The 17,625-nt window shown below is 68.7% G+C and carries 16 protein-coding genes; 8 read left to right on the top strand and 8 right to left on the bottom strand.

The features are described 5' to 3' along the window. The first annotated feature begins 42 nt into the window (after nt 1-42). Genes AC3FJ6_RS11740 through AC3FJ6_RS11730 form a run of 3 tightly spaced genes read left to right on the top strand, consistent with a single transcriptional unit; the run spans nt 43 to nt 2,418 of the window. Nucleotides 43-1,026 (top strand): Bug family tripartite tricarboxylate transporter substrate binding protein, encoded by a 984-nt coding sequence (locus tag AC3FJ6_RS11740; protein WP_488772012.1) that lies wholly within the window; start codon nt 43-45, stop codon nt 1,024-1,026. Continuing rightward, nucleotides 1,019-1,891: a PhzF family phenazine biosynthesis protein gene (locus AC3FJ6_RS11735; protein ID WP_488772011.1), complete on the top strand. Its 873-nt coding sequence runs from the start codon at nt 1,019-1,021 to the stop codon at nt 1,889-1,891. Before AC3FJ6_RS11740 ends, AC3FJ6_RS11735 begins: the two co-directional genes overlap by 8 nt. Beyond that, a complete protein-coding gene (locus tag AC3FJ6_RS11730) occupies nt 1,888-2,418 on the top strand; it encodes a RidA family protein (protein WP_488772010.1) in 531 nt (176 codons plus the stop codon). Before AC3FJ6_RS11735 ends, AC3FJ6_RS11730 begins: the two co-directional genes overlap by 4 nt. Before the next feature lie 11 nt (nt 2,419-2,429). Here the strand turns inward: AC3FJ6_RS11730 and AC3FJ6_RS11725 are convergent, their stop codons facing one another. Together AC3FJ6_RS11725 and AC3FJ6_RS11720 are read right to left on the bottom strand one after the other, a co-directional pair. Further along, a complete protein-coding gene (locus AC3FJ6_RS11725; RefSeq protein ID WP_488772009.1) occupies nt 2,430-3,224 on the bottom strand; it encodes a helix-turn-helix transcriptional regulator in 795 nt (264 codons plus the stop codon). Between the two features lie 34 nt (nt 3,225-3,258). Beyond that, nucleotides 3,259-3,744, bottom strand: a complete 486-nt coding sequence (locus AC3FJ6_RS11720) for a winged helix-turn-helix transcriptional regulator (protein ID WP_488772008.1) — start codon at nt 3,742-3,744, stop codon at nt 3,259-3,261. Nucleotides 3,745-3,939: 195 nt separating this feature from the next. On the opposite strand from AC3FJ6_RS11720, the gene AC3FJ6_RS11715 reads away from it, so the two are divergent. Beyond that, a complete protein-coding gene (locus tag AC3FJ6_RS11715) occupies nt 3,940-5,253 on the top strand; it encodes an MFS transporter (RefSeq protein WP_488772369.1) in 1,314 nt (437 codons plus the stop codon). Here the strand turns inward: AC3FJ6_RS11715 and AC3FJ6_RS11710 are convergent. Next, nucleotides 5,208-5,462 (bottom strand): hypothetical protein, encoded by a 255-nt coding sequence (locus AC3FJ6_RS11710; RefSeq protein WP_488772007.1) that lies wholly within the window; start codon nt 5,460-5,462, stop codon nt 5,208-5,210. The two genes, AC3FJ6_RS11715 and AC3FJ6_RS11710, sit on opposite strands and share 46 nt — an antisense overlap. 327 nt (nt 5,463-5,789) lie before the next feature. Between AC3FJ6_RS11710 and AC3FJ6_RS11705 the strand changes: the two genes are divergently transcribed. From AC3FJ6_RS11705 to AC3FJ6_RS11690, 4 genes are all read left to right on the top strand, one after another. After that, nucleotides 5,790-6,284: a hypothetical protein gene (locus AC3FJ6_RS11705; RefSeq protein ID WP_488772006.1), complete on the top strand. Its 495-nt coding sequence runs from the start codon at nt 5,790-5,792 to the stop codon at nt 6,282-6,284. Nucleotides 6,285-6,371: 87 nt separating this feature from the next. After that, nucleotides 6,372-7,460, top strand: coding sequence for an efflux RND transporter periplasmic adaptor subunit (locus AC3FJ6_RS11700; RefSeq protein WP_488772005.1), 1,089 nt, complete (start codon nt 6,372-6,374; stop codon nt 7,458-7,460). After that, nucleotides 7,460-10,591 (top strand): efflux RND transporter permease subunit, encoded by a 3,132-nt coding sequence (locus AC3FJ6_RS11695; RefSeq protein WP_488772004.1) that lies wholly within the window; start codon nt 7,460-7,462, stop codon nt 10,589-10,591. Before AC3FJ6_RS11700 ends, AC3FJ6_RS11695 begins: the two co-directional genes overlap by 1 nt. Beyond that, nucleotides 10,588-11,895, top strand: coding sequence for a TolC family protein (locus AC3FJ6_RS11690; RefSeq protein WP_488772003.1), 1,308 nt, complete (start codon nt 10,588-10,590; stop codon nt 11,893-11,895). Before AC3FJ6_RS11695 ends, AC3FJ6_RS11690 begins: the two co-directional genes overlap by 4 nt. 61 nt (nt 11,896-11,956) lie before the next feature. On the opposite strand, the gene AC3FJ6_RS11685 is transcribed toward AC3FJ6_RS11690, so the two are convergent. The 5 genes from AC3FJ6_RS11685 to AC3FJ6_RS11665 form a co-directional block, all read right to left on the bottom strand. Continuing rightward, nucleotides 11,957-12,694 (bottom strand): aspartate/glutamate racemase family protein, encoded by a 738-nt coding sequence (locus AC3FJ6_RS11685; RefSeq protein ID WP_488772002.1) that lies wholly within the window; start codon nt 12,692-12,694, stop codon nt 11,957-11,959. A 5-nt stretch (nt 12,695-12,699) separates the two neighbouring features. Next, a complete protein-coding gene (gene hydA, locus AC3FJ6_RS11680; RefSeq protein WP_488772000.1) occupies nt 12,700-14,118 on the bottom strand; it encodes a dihydropyrimidinase in 1,419 nt (472 codons plus the stop codon). A gap of 27 nt (nt 14,119-14,145) precedes the next feature. After that, nucleotides 14,146-14,874 carry a maleate cis-trans isomerase family protein gene (locus AC3FJ6_RS11675; RefSeq protein ID WP_488771999.1) on the bottom strand — a complete coding sequence of 243 codons (729 nt, stop codon included), beginning with the start codon at nt 14,872-14,874 and terminating at the stop codon, nt 14,146-14,148. A gap of 63 nt (nt 14,875-14,937) precedes the next feature. Next, nucleotides 14,938-16,119: a serine hydrolase domain-containing protein gene (locus tag AC3FJ6_RS11670; RefSeq protein WP_488771998.1), complete on the bottom strand. Its 1,182-nt coding sequence runs from the start codon at nt 16,117-16,119 to the stop codon at nt 14,938-14,940. A gap of 48 nt (nt 16,120-16,167) precedes the next feature. Then, the gene (locus tag AC3FJ6_RS11665) at nt 16,168-17,466 is read right to left on the bottom strand and encodes an MFS transporter (RefSeq protein ID WP_153945934.1); all 1,299 of its coding nucleotides are present in this window, start codon (nt 17,464-17,466) and stop codon (nt 16,168-16,170) included. Between the last annotated feature and the right edge of the window lie 159 nt (nt 17,467-17,625).

Below are 17,625 nucleotides of genomic sequence, written 5' to 3'. Positions count from 1 at the left end.
CCGCGTGCCTAGACTCCCTGCACATCCACAAGGAGGAAGCCCGTGTCAATCCTGTCCCATCCGCCCCGCGCGGCGCGCCGCGCACTGCTGGCCATCGTAGCCGGACTCTGTTTCGGGGCCGCCCAGGCCGAAACCTGGCCCGCCAGGCCCGTTGTCATCGTCGTCCCGTTCCCGGCGGGCGGCGGCACCGACCTGGTGGTGCGGTCGATCCAGCCGCTGCTGCAGCGCGAACTGGGCCAGCCGGTGGTGATCGACAACCGCAGCGGGGCCGGCGGCACACTGGGCTCGGCCTACGTGGCACGCGCCACGGCCGATGGCTACACCGCCGGCGTGGTGACCACCAGCACGCATGCGGTCAGCGTGGCGATCTATCCCAAGCTGACCTACCATCCGGCCAGGGACTTCAGCTATGCCGGGTTCATCGGCACCTCGCCGTATGTGCTGGCCGTCAACAACCAGTTGCAGTCGACCGATGTCAAGGCGTTGCTGGCCAGGCTCAGGGCCGACAAGACGCAGCACAGCTTCGGCTCGGTGGGTGTAGGCACCGTATCGCACCTGATGGGGGAGCAGTTCCAGAAGCTGGCGGGCGTGCCGCTGGTGCATGTGCCGTATCGCGGCGCGTCCCCGGCCTACACCGACCTGATTGGCGGGCAGGTGCAGATCATGTTCGACAATCCGGTGGGCCTGGCGCCATACATCAAGGCGCGCAAGATCACCGCCATCGCCACCACCGCGCCCACGCCGCTGCTGGCCGACGTGCCGACGTTTGCCAGCCAGGGCGTGCCCGATTTCGAGCAGCAGCTCTGGTACGGCATTGCGTTCCCCAAGGGGACCCCGGCAGCGGTGGTGGACCGGTTCAATGCCGCACTGAACAAGGTATTGCGAGACAAGGCCGTGGCGGAAGACCTTGCCGCCAAGGGTGTCACGGCCCGGCCGGGCACGCCGGCGGCGCTGCAGGCCGCCGTACAGAAGGACATCCCCTATTGGGGAGCGATTGCACGATCGGTAGGAGCCACAGGTGAGTGAAGTCAGTCTGATCCACGTATTCGTGCGCGATGGCCGGGGCGGCAACCCCGTGCCGCTGGTGGCCGATGCACAGGGCATGGACGCGGCGGGCATGCAGGCGGTGGCCGCCTCGCACGGGCACGAGTCCGCCTTTGTATTGCCCAGCGCCATCGGCTGCGACTGGCGCATCCGCTTCTTCGTCCCCCAGCACGAGATGGAAATGTGCGGCCACGCCACTGTCGGCACCTTATGGGCGCTGCGGCAGTGGGGACAGTGGACCACGCCCACCGCGCGGATCGAAACCTTGAGCGGCGTGGTGCACGCCCGGTGGGACGACACGCTGCAATGCGCGTGGATCTCGCAGCCGGCGGTACGCACGCAGCCGCTGGGCGCGCAGGAAAGTGCCCGGGTGGCCGCGCAGTTGCGCTTGCCGATGGGCGCGTGGACGATGACCAACGCCGCCACCAGCCGCGTGAAGACGCTGGTGGCGCTGCCGTCCGTGGCGATGCTCGATGGTCTGCAGCCCGACTTCGCCACGATGCAGGCGCTCTGCGAATCGATCGGCTCCACGGGCCTCTATCCCTACGCGCTGGGCGCGACGAAGGCGGATGGCCGGCGCATCGTGCATGCGCGGCAGTTTCCGAAATCGTCGGGCTACCCGGAGGACGCCGCCACCGGCATCGCCGCCGCCGCGCTGTGGGGCTACCTGGCCCGCGAAGGCGGCCTGGGCAACGGGGCGGACGCGGCCGCCGCGCCATCCATTGCCGTCTGGCAAGGCGATGCCATGGGCAGTCCGTCGGAGATTCTGGTGGCGCCGCGCATCGACGACCAGGGCGCGGCGGACGGCTGCTGGCTTAGTGGCCAGACGGCATGGGGCGCGCCATGACGGCGCAGGCACCAGGCGCGCCGCCCGACACGCCACCAGACACGTCGCCAGGCACGCCGGAAGCGCGGCTCGCGGCGGTGGGCCTGGTGCTGCCGGAGGTATCGGCGCCCCGAGGAAACTACGCGCCGTATTGCGCGGTGCCGGTTGGCGATGCGCAATGGGTGTCGATTTCCGGCCAGGTCTGCCGGCGGCACGGCGTGGCCATGGCCGGGCTGTGCCGCACCGACGACGACCTGATACCGGCCCGCGAAGCGGCGCAGGTCTCGATGCTGAATGCGCTGGCGGCGCTGCGGCAGGCCTGTGGCGGCGATTTGTCGCGCGTGGTCCAGGTGGTACGGCTGCGCGGGTTCATTCGTGCGGCGGACACGTTCACGCGGCATCCCGCGGTACTCGACGCGGCTTCGGCCGTGTTGCGCGTGGCGTTTCCCGATCAGCCCTTGCCCGCCCGCAGCGCGGTGGGCGTGGCCAGTCTGCCTGACTGTGCATGGACAGAGATCGAAGTGGAAGCGATCGTGGCCAGCGTGTGAGGAACGCCGCCCTAGGCCGGCGCCGGCACCTCGCGCAGCAGCCGGTGCAGGTGGCCGCTGGAGGCAAAGCCCAGCTGCACGCTGACACTGGCGGGCGCGTGCCCGGTCGCGATCAGCGCCCTGGCATGCGCGGCCAGCACGCGCCGCCGGATCGCCACGGGCGTGGTGCCGAATTCGATCTGGCATGCCCGCTGCAACTGGCGAATCGCCACACCCAGTTCGCTGGCCACCGCATCGATCGACGGCAGGGGCTGGTCGCATTCCAGCGCCTGTGTGAAGCGCCACACCATGCGATGGGCGATCGATGCCGGCGCTTCGGGATGCGCCAGCGGCCGGCTCGTCACCAGTTGCTCGACGATGGCACGCACCAGCCAGGATGCACTCGGGGTGGACAGGTTGGGAGCCAGCAGCGCCTCCAGCATGGCGACAGTGGGCCCGTCCAGGCGGATCGCGCCATACCGCAGGGCGGGCATGCGGTCGGGGGGCAGATAGAGTTCGCCGTGCTGCTGCAGCCGATGCTCGGACGCCGTGAGGTGCGACGTCGACGCCGGCAGCAGCACCGCGGCACCGCGCACCAGTGTCGCGGCACGCCGTGACCGTGCCGCCGTAGCGGGCGCCGCTGCCCCCGGCGCATCGCCGGGGGTATCCCACACCGTCTTGAGCCGGCCCATGCGCGGCCAAAGCAGCATGCCGCAGTCATGCTCGTGCCACTCGCGCCGGAACGCGGGCTGCCGGCTGTTATGCAGCGCAAAGCCGTGCGTGACTGTCAGATGCAGTTTGGGAGACAGATGAGGGCGGTCGGTCATCGCGGACATTCCGGCGGCCAGGGGATGCCAGCGATCATACGCCGGTCCGGGCGGCGCCGATGTCCTGCTTGTCCTGCTTCACCTTGCGGACCTCGGTATCGGCGGCGCGTATGACGGAGCCGTCCTTCGCCAAGGGCTGCATGGGCGGCACGGGTTTGCCGGTGCGCCGGTCGATCAGCGTGGAATGGCGCTCACCGGCCGCGAACCGATGCCGCTCGCCCCATTGGCGCAGCGCCACCACCACCGGAAACAGCCGCTCGCCCGCTGCGGTCAACACGTACTCCTGGTAGGCCGAGCCATCGGAAGCGGCCTGCAATGCCAGCACGCCGGCCTCCACCAGCTTGTGCAGCCGGTCCGCCAGGATATTCCGTGCCATGCCCAGGCCGCGCTGGAAATCGCTGAAGCGCCGCACGCCGTCGAAGGCGTCGCGCACGATCAGGAGCGACCAGCGGTCGCCCACCACATCGAGAGACCTGGCGACCGGGCAGGATTCCGGGGGCTTCGGGGCGGTACGCGTCATGGGCGCCGCAGATGTCGCGGGGGTCGAAGGTGTTGGCATGGGTCTCGGCACGCAATGATCTGGTTGCATTTTAAAACCGGCTGCCCTAGCATTCAACCAGTTTTGTTTTGAAACTGGATAAGAGGCGCCATGGCACCGGAAGACACGCTGGAAAGATCACGCATCGACGCTGCGGCGCGGCCGGGCGGCCCTGGCATGGCCCGGGGCCTGGTCGCCCTGTTTGCCGCATCGGCCGGTTTCAGCGTGGCCAACGTCTATTACGTCCAGCCGCTGCTCGATGCCCTGGCGCGCGATTTCCGGATCGACGTGGCGGCCGTTGGCAGCGTGGTGGCGATGACCCAGGCCGGCAGCGCGCTGGCCTTGCTGTTCGTCGTGCCGTTGGGCGATCTGCTCGACAGGCGCCGGCTGATGCGTGTGCAACTGGTTGCCCTGGTCGTCGCGTTGGTGGTGGTGGCCCTGGCGCGGACGTTGCCCGCGCTGTTCGCGGGCATGCTGGCGGTGGGCCTGCTTGGCACGGCGATGACGCAAGGCCTGCTGGCCTATGCGGCCAGCGCGGCGTCGGTCCACGAGCAGGGCCGGGTGGTCGGGGCAGCCCAGAGCGGCGTGTTCGTGGGCCTGCTGTCCGCCCGGGTGTTTGCCGGGGCGGTCAGCGATCTTGCGGGATGGCGCTGGGTCTACCTTGCGGCGGCGATGCTGATGTTCGTGGCGGGTGTGCTGCTTTGGAACCGCTTGCCGGTGCTTGCGCCGCCACGCGTGCGCGTGACCTACCCGCGTCTCATCCTGTCCATGTTCGCGCTGCTGCGCCACGAGCGCACGCTGCAGGTCAGGGGCATGCTGGCGCTGCTGATGTTTGCCGCGCTAAACATTTTCTGGAGCGCAGTGGTGCTGCCGCTGGGTGCGCCGCCGTTCTCGCTGCCGCACACGGCCATCGGTGCGTTCGGGCTAGTGGGGGTGATTGGCGCGCTGGCGGCCGCGCGTGCCGGCAAGTGGGTGGACGCCGGACATGGGCAGCGCACGACCCTGGCGGCACTGGTGATGCTGGTCCTGGCCTGGTGGCCGCTTGCCCAGCTGCATGTGTCGCTGTGGATACTGGCCGTGGGCATCGTGCTGCTTGACGCGGCGGGGCAGGCGCTGCATGTCACCAGCCAGAGCATGATCGTCCGGACGCGCCCGGAGGCGCCCGGCCGCCTCATCGGTCTCTATATGCTGTTCTATGCCGTGGGCAGCGGGCTGGGCGGCATTGGCACCACCGCGGCATACGGGGCCGGTGGGTGGCATGGCGTCTGCGCGCTGGGTGCGGCGGTCAGCGTGGCGGCACTGGTGTTCTGGGCCGCCACGCGCAAGGCTACGGCGTGCGTCGAACCGGAGTGTCCTGGCGGTGGGCGGCAAAAGGACCGTGAGCGCCGGGTGGCCGGTGCGCCGCTCCCCAATACGCGGAAAACTGGCCGGGGGCCGGCGGTGGTTCAAGGCAGCCGGGCCAGCGCCGCCTTGCGCAACGCGGCCCGATAGGCTCTTTCGACGCTCAGGGTCTGCCGCAGCAGCCGGAGTACCCGCGCGTAGTCCCGCGCCGGGTAGCCGCGCGCCTTCTGCGTCTTTGCATAGTGCAGTTGCCAGCGAATGTCCTGGCGAAGTCGTGCGATGCGCCGATCGACGGGCGCGGTCTCGCGTGCGACGGCTGCTTCACGTCGCAGCTTGTCTACTGCACTTCCAACAAGCATGAGTCGCCTCCGGGCAGGGTCGGACTGGGCGCGCTTGCACGCTGAACAATTCAGCATACGGCAGATTCTGTGCCATTGCTGCCAATAGTGTGCCGATTGAACGGTCGACCGGTCATGCTCTTTTTTGTCGTCGAAATGGGCGATTGACAAGTCCCGTCATGTCATGTCGCGACATGTCGCTCGCCTCGCCTGCCGCCGGCCATGCCCTGGTCACGTCGGGGTGCGGTGGCAGCGGCAACGAAGCCGTGCTAGCATTCGGTCCGTCCTGGGGGAGCAGCCTGCCTCCATCACGGGGGCGCCGTCGTCAACATACCTGGCCAGACAGCCATGGCGCCGGCAACCGGCTTTCATGGTCGCCAACTCCGCCAGCCCCAACCTTGTGATTCCACCGCCATGGGGCGCCTAGTACCTTTCACCAGATTTGGTTTCCTGACGATCCTGATCGTGATCCAGTGCCTGGGTCCGCTGCTGCATGCCCACATGGGCACGCCGCACCAGACCGGGTTCCATCTGGATATCCCGATGCCGGGCCTGTTCAAGGTCGTGCTCGACGAGCGCAAGGCCCAGGCCATCCCTGCCGTTCCCCATGCCGATGACGAGCCTTTTTCGATCGATGTTGAAAAAGGCCTGAGCCATGCCGGGCCGGGGCTCGATGTCGATCCATCGATGATCGAGGCGCTTCTGGCCCTGTGTGCCGTACTGCTGGTGCTGGCGACATGGGTCGCCTGGCCGCTGGTACGTGCCGCCACGCCGCACCGTCTGCGCTGGCGCGGCGGCAGCAGCCATCCCCCGCCCGCACACGCGCCTCCCCTGTATTCCTGACCGCGAACCCACCGGGCCTACCCGGTGCCCTTGCACGCCCGCGACCTGCGGCGTGCGGCTTTCACTCGCATTGATTCGGAGTCAGGAATGTCTTTCCGTCGTCGTCTGGCGCTGGCCGCATTTGCGGTGTCGGCGCTGACCTGTATCGCCCCCGTCCAGGCACGTACGCTGGCGCTCAGCGCCGCCCAGGCCCAGGCGCTGGGCATCCGCTTCGCGGCTGCCGAGAACGCCACGCATATGGAAATCGGCGCCACCGCGCGCGTGGTGCTGCGTCCCGATGCGCAGTTTGTGGTGGCCGCGCCATATCCGGGCATGGTGTCGCAAGTGCTGGTTGCCATCGGCCAGTCCGTGAAGAAGGGCCAGCCGCTGGCGCTGTTTGCCAGCCCGCAGATGTTCGAGGCCAGCCGTGCGCTGGCCGAGGCCCGTTCGCAGGCAGAGCTGTCCCAGCTTGCACTCAAGCGCGACCGCCAGTTGCACGACGACGGCATCATTGCCGGCAGCCGCTGGGAGACCACCCAGGCGCGCGCCCGCGAGGCCGCCGCAGCCGTGCGGGCGCGCGAGGCCGAAATGGCGGCCGCCGGCATCGGCGTAGGCCCGCGTGGCGACGCGCGCATGGTGGCGGGGCGCGACGGGCTGGTTGCGGAGATCCACGCGGTGCCGGGCACGCGCGTCGATGCCTCGGCGCCGCTGTTCCGCATCGTCGATCCCGATGCGCTGGAGCTTGACCTGCTGGTGGGCCGCGACGTGCCCACGATCCGGGGCGGCGAGCGCGTGGAAGTCCGCCAGCGTGGCGCGGCCGGCAAGGTGGCGGGCGTGGTGCCGTCCAGCGACGGGACTGGCGCGGTGCGTATCCGGGCCACACTTGACGCGCGCGGCAGCCTGCAGGCTGGCGAGAGCGTCGGCGTTGTCATCCACCTGGGCGAGGCCACTGGCGGCGCAACCGGGCTATCCGGTCAGTCCGGCGTCCGCCTGCGGGTGCCGGTGGCCGCGCTGACCTACACGCAAGGCAAGCCAGGGGTGTTCGTGGCCGTCAAGGACGGCGTGGCCTATTACCCGGTGACGGTCGATGCCACGGACGATGCCTTTGCCACGGTGCGTGGCGTGCTGCCGGCCAACGCCAGGGTGGCCGTCACGGGCATCGGCGCGCTCAAAGGCATGCTCCTCGGAGGCCAATGATGCTGGACAGAATCGTTGATGCGGCCTTGCGCCAGCGCGTGCTGGTGCTGATCGCGGCCGCCGTGCTCGCATGTGCCGGCGTCTGGGCGTATGCCAACCTGCCAATCGATGCCTTCCCGGATATCGCGCCGACGCAGGTCAAGGTCATCCTCAAGATCCCCGGCATGACGCCCGAGGAGGTAGAGCAGCGCGTGTCCACGCCGATCGAGCAGGAACTGCTGGGCATCCCGCAGAAGACCATCGTACGGTCGGTGTCGAAGTACGGGCTCAGCGACGTGACCGTCGACTTCGAGGAGGGCGTGGACCCGTACTGGGCCCGCCAGCAGGTGACCGAACGGCTGTCCGGCCTGATGCGGGACCTGCCCGACAACGCGGTGGGCGGCCTGGCGCCGATCACCACGCCGCTGGGCGAGATGTTCATGTTCACGCTCGAAAGCGATACCCACACGCTGGCCGAGCGCCGCCAGGTGCTGGACTGGGTGATCCGCCCGGCGCTACGTACCGTCAGCGGCGTGGCTGACGTCAATGCGCTGGGCGGCGAAGTACGCAGCTACGAGGTGATTCCCGATCCGGCCCGGCTGCGCGCGCGGGGCGTGACGCTGGAGCAGTTGCGCCAGGCGCTGGAAAGCAACAACCGCAACGATGGCGCGGGGCGCGTGGAGCAGGGCGACGAAACCTGGGTGGTGCGCGTGGAAGGCGGCGTGCGCGGGCTGGACGACCTGCGGCGCATCGTCGTGCCGGCGGGCGCCGATGCGGCGCAGGCGGCCCAGGTCACCGTGGCCGACGTGGCGACCGTGCGGCTGGGTTCCACCACGCGCAACGGCGCGGTGTCGATGGACGGCAAGGGCGAGGCGGTGCAGGGGCTGGTGCTGGCCTTGCGCGGCGCCGATGCGTCCAGGGTCGTCAAGGCCGTGCAGGACAAGCTCGACGAACTGGCGCCCACCCTGCCCAGGGGCATGAGCACGAAGGTGTTCTACGACCGGGGCGAACTGGTATCGCGCGCGGCAAACACCGTGGTGCGCGCGCTGGTCGAGGCCAGCCTGCTGGTGATCGTCACGCTGTACCTGTTCCTGGGCGGCCTGCGGGCGGCGCTGGTAGTGGCAGCCACGTTGCCGCTGTCGCTGCTGGCCACCTTCCTGATGATGCGTTACGTGGGCCTGACGGCCAACCTCATGAGCCTGGGCGGCCTGGCCATCGCGCTGGGCATGCTGGTCGACGCGGCCGTGGTGGTAGTCGAGAACATCGAATCGGGGCTCACGCGCGCGCATGCGCGGCATACCGATCCGGCCCTGCGGCCCGCCATCATCCGGCATGCGGTGTCGAGCGTGGCGGTGCCGATGCTGGCCGGCGTGTCGATCATCGCCATCGTATTCCTGCCGCTGCTGTCGCTCGAAGGGCTGGAGGGCAAGCTGTTCGGCCCCGTCGCCCTGACGATCGTGCTGGCGCTGGGCGCGTCCGTGGTGATCGCGCTGACCGTGGTGCCGGCGCTGGCATCGCTGCTGCTGCGCGCGCATGACGGGCACGCGCCGTTCCTGATGCGCTGGGTGTCCGCACGCTTTGACCGGCTGCAGGTCTGGAGCCAGCGTCGCGCCCGCGTGGTGTTCGGCGCGGCCGGCGCGGCGCTGCTGCTGGCGGTGGCGCTCTATGCATCGGTGGGCAAGGCGTTCATGCCGTCGATGGACGAGGGCGACCTGATCGTGCAGATGCAACGCGCGCCGTCGGTGTCGCTGGAGACATCGCTCGACATCGACCGGCGCGTGCAGGCGGCGCTGCTCGAGGCGGTGCCCGAGATCCGGTCCATTGTCGCGCGCATGGGGTCGGATGACCTGGGCCTGGACCCGATGGGCCTGAACGAGACCGACGCGTTCCTGGTGCTGAAGCCGAAATCCGAATGGCGGGGCACCAAGGAGGACATCGCCGCCGACATCCGCAAGGTCATGGAGCAATTTCCGGGCGTGATGTACAGCTTTACCCAGCCCATCGAGATGCGGATTGCCGAGATGATGACCGGCACGCGCGGCGACGTGGCCATCAAGGTGTTCGGCAACGATCTGGCGGCCATCAACCATGCGTCCGCCGCGATTGCCGAGCAGATGCGAAAGGTGCCGGGCGCCGCCGAGGTGATCGCCGCCAGCAACGACGGCGTGCAGTACCTGACGCTGGCCGTGGACCGGGCCGCGCTGGGCCGCGCCGGCCTGTCCGGCGATGCGCTGCAGGCGCTGCTGCGTGCGCAGGTGGAGGGCGAACGCATCGGCATCGTGCCCGAAGGCGTGGTGCGCACGCCGCTGCTGCTGCGCGGCAGCGACGCGCTGCGGCAGACCCCCGAAAGCTTCACGAGCCTGATGGTGACGGCGCCGGACGGCAAGACCTGGCCGCTGACGTCGCTGGCAACGGTGCGGCGCGTGGACGGGCCGGTGCGCATCAACCACGAGAACGGCGCGCGCTTCGGCATCGTGCAGGTCAACGTCGATGGACGCGATCTGACCGGGTTCGTCGAGGATGCCCGTGCGGCGGTGGCCGCGCTGCCCGGCATGCCGAAGGACCTGCGCATTGTCTGGGGCGGCCAGTTCGAGAACCAGCAGCGCGCGGCCGCGCGCCTGGGGCTGGTGGTGCCGCTGGCGCTGTCGGCCATCTTTCTGCTGCTGATGCTGACGTTCCGCTCGGTGCGGCAGGCGCTGCTGGTGATCGGCAACATCCCGTTCGCGCTGGTCGGCGGCATTGCTGCGCTGCGGATCTCGGGCGAGTACCTGTCGGTGCCGGCATCGGTCGGCTTTATCGCGCTGCTGGGCATTGCCGTGCTCAACGGCGTGGTACTGGTGTCGCACTTCAACGCGCTGCTGGAGGAGGGGCTCGACATCCACGGCGCGGTGCGGCGCGGCGTGAGGGATCGCCTGCGTCCGGTGCTGATGACGGCTTGCATCACGGCGCTCGGCATGATTCCGCTGTTGCTGGCCAGTGGGCCGGGCTCGGAGATCCAGCGTCCGCTGGCCATCGTGGTGTCGGGCGGGCTGGTGACTTCCACCGCGCTGACGCTGCTGCTGTTGCCGCTGCTGTTTGAACGCTTCGGCATGCCGAAGCGCGCCGCGCAAGCCAATGCCCCGGTTACGGCGGTGGGAGGGCTGGAACAATGAAGACGCATGACCTGAAACTGACGCTTGGCATCGTGCTGGTTGCCGGATGGTGGGCGGCGTGCGCCTGTGCCACGGAAGCCCCGGCATCGGCGACCCTTGCCGTAAGCGAGGACGGCTATCTGCCGGCGCCCGAATCGGTGCGCGCCGCGCTAGATGCCGCGCCGGACGTGGCGGCAGCCAGGGCGCGCCGCGACGGTGCCAGCGCGCGGGCCAGCGGCATTCGCGCCGGCACGGCCGAGTTCGTGGTGCGGGCCACGGGGCAGCGTCGCCATGTGCGCGACCCGTCCGACAACTTCGCGGAAGGGCAGGTCGCCATCGAGCGGCCGCTGCGCCTGTGGGGCAAGTCCGATGCGGACGCGGCGCTGGCCGATGCCACGATCGACCAGGGCGATATCGCGCTGGACGACGCGCTGCACGAAACGTCCAGGCAGATGCTGGCGCTGTGGTTCAACGTGCTGCGCGCACGCCAGGCCACGGCCGCCATGACGCGCAGTGCGGCGCTGGCCGCCGACCTGGTCGTGTCAACGGGCAAGCGTGTGCGCGCCAGCGATGCCGCGCCGATGGACCTGGAAATCGTGCAGGCCGAACAGGCGCGTGCCGAAGCGGCGCTGGCCGGCGCCAGGGCCGCCCAGGGCGCGGCGGAAGCCGAACTGCGGGCGCGTTTTCCGGCGCTGGGCCTGCCCGCCGCCATGCCGGCCGGCGCGCAGATTGCCACGCTGCCGCCAGCGGTTGCCGCCGACCTGCTTGGCGAGGGCGCGCGGGCCCGCTATCTCGACGTCAGCCATGCGGTGCGGCTGGCCATTGCCGATGAGGCGGTAGCCAGCCGTGCCGCGCGCCGGTCGGACCTGGAGCGCAAGCCCGATCCGACGGTGGGGGCCTTCGTCACGGTCGAGCGGGGCGGCGCGGAGCGCATTGCGGGTTTGTCGATCTCGATGCCGCTGGGGTCCGCGCATCGGCGATCCGTCGCGGTGGCGGCGGCGGCCGACGCCGAAGCCGCCGCACGGCGCCGTGCGGCCGTGGAACAGACCGCCGGGGCAGAGTTCGATGTGCTGGCCAGATCGGTGGCGGGGCTGGAGCAGGCTGCGCGCGCGCAGCAGGCGGCGCTGACGCTCGACCAGAGCGCCGCCGATCGCGCCGCACGTGCCTATGCGGCCGGCGAGATCGGCATCGGCCAGTTGCTGGTGGTGCGGCGGGGGCTGACCGAGACCACGCTCGCGGCGCGCACGGCCATGGTCAATGCGCTGGAGGCGCAGCAGAAGCTGCGGCTGGCATTGCACGAGCAGTCGCGGTTCGAGTCGCCGTGACCGGAGGTGCCCGGCGCCAGGCGTCCGCGGCCACCGGGTTCGCGCAAGCGGGCGGCGGGGACTACGCCAGCAGGCGAGCCAGGGCGGGGGGCAGGCCCGCGTTGGCCTTCTGCGGCGGCCGCGCGAAGCTGCCTTCGCGGGCGCTGCCGGCGCGCAGCGCCACCAGCGATTCGCAATGCCGCACCGCGCTGCTGACGCCATCGACCACCGGCACCGGAATCCTGCCTTGCAGTGAACGCGCCAGTCCGGCCAGCGGGGCGCCGGCCACGATGATCACGTCGGCCCCGTCTTCGCGCACGGCCTGCAGGCTCATCTCGTCCAGCCGGGCCGCGTGGTCTTCCTGCACGCTGCCGATGTCGCGCAGCGGCGTCTGCAGCGACCGGATGCTGGCCAGCCGCGATGCCAGGCCGTTCGCGGCCACGCATTCGCGATACCAGGCCTCGATGCGGTGCGAGATCGCGATAATCGAGAAGCGCTGTCCCAGCAGGCAGGCGCTGGCCAGCGCCGCTTCGGTCATGCCGACGACCGGTACGTCGAACAGTTCCTTGAGGCCGGCCAGCCCCGGGTCGCCGAACGCGGCGACGATCAGGCCGTCGAAGCTGCCCGCGTGCTCGGCAGCGGCGCACGCCGTGGCGTAGCCGCCCACCAGCGCCTCGAAGCGGGTCTCGATATAGGCCACGCCGAAAGCCGCCGTGGCCATCGTGATGCGAGTGTCCGGCGACGCAGTGCGCTGTGCTTCCGCGTGGATCAGGTCGGTGACCGACGCGCTGATATTGGGATTGACGATCAGGAGGTTCATGGCGCTCACAGTTCGGGTTGGCCCGCTTCGAGGAACTTGCCGCGTCCTGCGGCCGGCTCCAGGTATTCGCCGTTGCGCACGATCATCTCGCCGCGCGAGAACGTGGTCATCGGCCAGCCGGTGACTTCGATGCCTTCGTACGGTGTGTAATCCACCGCGTGGTGCAGGTTGCTGTTGGCGATGCGGACCTTGCGCGCCGGGTCCCAGAGCACGATGTCGGCATCGGCGCCCACGGCGATGGTGCCCTTGCGGGGGTACAGGCCGTAGATCCTGGCCGGACGGTACGACGTCAGTTCGACGAACTGGTGGAGCGACAGCTTGCCGCGCTGCACGCCATCGAACAGCAGCGGCAGGCGGGTCTCGATGCCGGGCACGCCGTTCGGGATATGGTCGAACGGCTGGGCCACGCCGCCAAGCTTCTTGCCTTCGGGGTCGTCGTAGTTGAACGGCGCGTGGTCCGACGAGAATACGCTGAACACGCCGTTGGCCAGCGCCCGCCAGACGGCGGCCTGGTTTTCCGGGTCGCGCGGCGGCGGGCTGCAGATGCACTTGGCGCCTTCGTAGCCGTCGTCTCCGGGCAGGCCCATGTCTTCGGCGGTCAGGTACAGGTACTGCGGGCAGGTCTCGGCCAGGATCTTCAGGCCGCGGCCCTGCGCCCAGCGGATCTGCTCGATGGCTTCCTTGCCGGACACGTGCACGATCAGGATCGGCACGTCGACCAGTTCGGCGAACGAGATCGCACGGTGGGTGGCTTCGCGCTCGACCACGGCCGGGCGGGCCAGTCCGTGGAAGCGCGGCGCGATGCGCCCTTCGCCGGTCAGCTTGTCGGTCAGCCACGAGATGCAGTCGGCATTCTCCGCATGCACCATCACCAGGGCCTGGTTCTGGCGCGCGACGTCCAGCACTTCGAGCATCTCGCGGTCGGAAAGCTTCAAGTCGTCGTAGGTCATGTAGACCTTGAACGAACTGTAGCCCTGACGGATCAGCGACGGCAGTTCGTCCTGCAGCACGGCCGGCGTGGGGTCGGCCACGATCAGGTGGAATGCGTAGTCGATCACGGCGCGGCCGTCGGCCCGGCGGTGGTAGTCGGCCACGGCGGCCTTCAGCGACGCGCCTTTTTCCTGCGCCGCGAACGGGATCACCGTGGTGGTGCCGCCGCACACGGCCGCGCGCGTGCCGGTGAAGAAATCGTCGGCCATGCGCATGCCGTCGGGCATGGGCTGGTCCAGGTGGCAGTGGCCATCGACACCGCCGGGCAGCGCCAGCAGCCCTGCGGCGTCGACTTCCTGCCGTGCGGCGGGCAGGCCGTGGCCAAGGACCACGATCTTGCCGCCGCGTACACCGATGTCGCAGCGAAAGCGGTCGGAAGCGGTGACCACGTCGGCATTGCGGATCACGAGGTCAAGATTGTTGTCTGCAGGCATGATCATCACACTCCGGTTTGCTCGGCGTTACGCGACTTCGCGGAACAGACAGCCCCAGCCCTTCAGGGCGCTGGTATCCACGCCAGCCAGCCGCAGCGACTTCCACACCACGGTCGAGATCGTGTCGTACAACGGGATGCCGGTCTCGGCCTCCAGTTCCTCGGCCAGGTGCGCGGCGCGCAGGTTGGTGCAGAACGTGCTGATGGCCTGCACGTTCTGGCCGGCCAGCTCGCGCACCATCTTGCGGATGGTGTCTTCCTCGACTTCGGCGAAGCTGTAGTTCACGTGCAGGTCCAGATGGCGTTCCGCCGCGCAATCGAAGCCGCTGCGCTGGTAGTTGGCGACGATGCGCTGCTGCACGTCGTTCAGGTAGGGCGTGGCCAGGCCGAAGCGGCGGGCGCCGGTTTTTTCCAGGATCTCGTTCAGCGCCAGCACCGAGGTAGTGGCCGGGATGCCGGTGGCCTCGGTGATCTGCTTGCACAGGGCCTGGTCGCGATCGAAGCCGAGCCAGCCCGAAGACGTGCCGTTCCACGCGATCACATCGACGCGCGCATCGGCCAGCAGGCGGGCCGCGCCCAGGATCTTTTCCAGGTCGAACTGGCCCAGCGCCTGGTCACGCAGCGAAATCTCCGTGACCGTGAAGCGCGAGAAATGCGCGCTGACGTTGGGCAGGCCGCTGACCATCGCGCTGGTAATGGGCTCCAGCGCAGTGTTGGAAGATGGCGTCAGCATGCCAAGACGAATCTGCTTGCTCATGGTTGGTTCTCAAGAGTATTCGGGCACCGTCTGGGCGCGGCGCCTCGGGATTGGATGTTGGTCTTATTGTTCGGGTTTGTCGTTGAAGGCGAGCTGGGTGCCGGGCACGCCCTGGGTGGTGCGTGCCAGCTCCAGCTCCTCCTTCAACGCGGCCTGACGCGCTGCGTCCGGCTTGACGGTGGCGCCGGCCTGCAATGCCGGCAGCATGTAATCGTTGACCATCTGACGATACAGGTCCAGGTATTTTGCGTCGCGCAGTCCGCCCTGCGTCGACATGATGCTGTTCATGACGATCACCGCGTTCTGTTTGGGCAGCACCGTGATGAACTGGCCCTTGTAGCCCATGGCGCTGAACTCGCGCTCGCCCTTCACGATGTTGTTGACCCAGCAGTAGTAGCCGTAGTCGCTTGCCGGGCCGGACGGGGTGGTCATCTGCGCCACCCAGGACGCCGGCACGATCTGCTGGCCGTTCCAGCGGCCCTGGTTCAGCATCAGCATGCCAAGCCGCGCCATGTCGATCGAGCGAAGCCGCAGGCCCCAGCCGCCGGAGACGGCGCCCTTGCCATCGGCGCCGTCCCAGCGGTAGTGGGACATGCCGAGCGGTTCGAACAGCCGCTTGGCCGCATATTGCTGTTCGGGCATGCCGGTGACCTGGCTGACCGTGGCGCCGACCAGCACCGGGTTGACGTCGATGTAGTCGAACTCGGTGCCTGGCGTGGTGCGCACGCTGGCGGAGGCGGCCACCTTCAGGCGGTCCGGCACGCCGTAGTAGAGCGTGTCGGTGCCCTCGACGAGCTTGTACGACAGGCCGCTCGACATCGACATCAGATGGCGCAGCTGGATTTGCTGCTTGTCGGCCAGCGCCGGTGCAAGGTCCGGGCGTGCCGCCGCCAGGCGCGGCGCCGGGGTGTCGGTGGCGGCGAGCCTGCCGTCACCGACCAGCGTGCCTACCAGCAGCGCGCTGATGAACTTGGTCACCGAATACAGCTCGTGGTTGTAGTCGCGTCCGAGGCCTTCGCTGTAGCGTTCGAACACGAGCTTGCCGTCCTTGATGACAAGCAGGCTGCGCACGTCGAGCTTGTCGCGGCGAATCCATTCGGACAGCGCCACCAGCCGCGCGGAATCGACGCCGACCGCTTCGGGCTGCGCCGTGGGGATGCCACCGGCCGTGGCCGGGGCAGCCTGCGCGAGCGGTGCGCCGAAGGCCAGCAGCGCCGCAGCCAGGATCGGGTTGAGTTGTGTCATGGGTGTCTCCTCCAGCCGGATTGTGGATCGGCGGTGCGAAGCGGGTCGTCAGACCGGGATCTTCTTTTCGTAGTCGATGGCCGTGGACGCCAGCAGCAGGCCCACGCCGGCAGCCGCGAAGAACATCAGCGCCAGGAAGTACGAGCCGGTGTACTGCACGATCATGCCGACGATGATCGGCACGCTGATGCCGCCGATATTGCCGCCAAGGTTCATCACGCCGCCCAGGAAGCCGATCTTGTTGCGGGTGCCCAGGATCGACGGGATGCACCAGAACAGGCCGCACCAGCGCAGGAAGAACAGCGTGGACGAGAGCAGGGCCACGACCACCACGGGGTTGGTCACATAGGCCACCGAGAAGATCGACACCGTGGCCACCACGGCGGCAATGCCGAACAGCGTGCGCATGACCACGTTGGGCCGGCCGCCGGCTTCCTTCCACTTGTCGGCAATCCAGCCGCCGATCAGTTCGCCGATGAAGCCGCTGAAGAAAATGATGAAGCTGGCGCCGCCCATGGCCTTGATGTCGAAGCCATGCACCTTGTTCAGGTAGTTCGGCATCCAGGTCAGCAGGCCGTAGAAGACGGTGTTGAAGCACATCCAGCCAATGGCCATGCACCAGACCGAGCGGTACTTGAAGAAATCGAGCGAGCGGCCCGACAGGTTGGCCGGCTCGGCGCGGTGTTCGGTGGCGTGGGCTTCTTCGAGATAGCTCGCTTCCAGTTCATTGACGCCAGCGTGTTCGCGCGGCGAATTGCGGATGTACCACCAGGCCACGACACCGGCGATGACGGTACCGACACCGGCGACCACGAAGGCCAGGCGCCACGAGCCGAGCGAGGAAATCAGCCAGGTGATGATGATCGCGCCGAGCGCCGCGCCCAGCGGCGCGCCGCCATCGAGCAGCGTGGCGCCGCGGCCGCGTTCGTTCTGCGTCATCCAGATCGCGTTGAGCTTGCCGCCCGCCGGGTAGATCGGCGCTTCGGCGGCGCCCAGGCCCAGGCGGGTCAGCAGCAGGGCGGTGGTGTTGGTGCAAACGGCGGCCAGTGCCTGGAAAGCGCCCCAGAACACGGTGGCGCAGGCAATCACGATGCGCGGCTTGTACTTGTCGGCCAGCATGCCGCCCGGCACCTGCATCAGCGCATAGGTCCAGAAGAACGCGCTCAGGACCATACCCTGCATGGTGGGGCTCAGGTCGAATTCCTTGGCGATCAGCGGCATCGCCACCGACAGCGACGCACGGTCGATGTAGTTGATGGCGATGAGGAACAGCATCATCAGGAAGATCTTCCAGCGGACGCTGCTGCGCGGGGCCGTCATCGTGGCGGCCTGGCTTGTGGTTGACATGACGGGGGTCTCCTTGCTCCTGGGGTGCTGCGTTTTCGAGGCGTTTCTGTTTGGGTGTCGCGCAACTGGAACGGAGTATAGGATACGTAATCTGTAATTACAACGCTGATAAGTTGTTGATTTATATAGACATAGGGTAAGCACCAATCTGGGTGTGCT

It is taken from the genome of Cupriavidus sp. 94F1, assembly GCF_057798875.1.
Note: the sequence above shows the minus strand (reverse complement) of the source record. Positions and strands in the feature narration are given on the sequence as shown.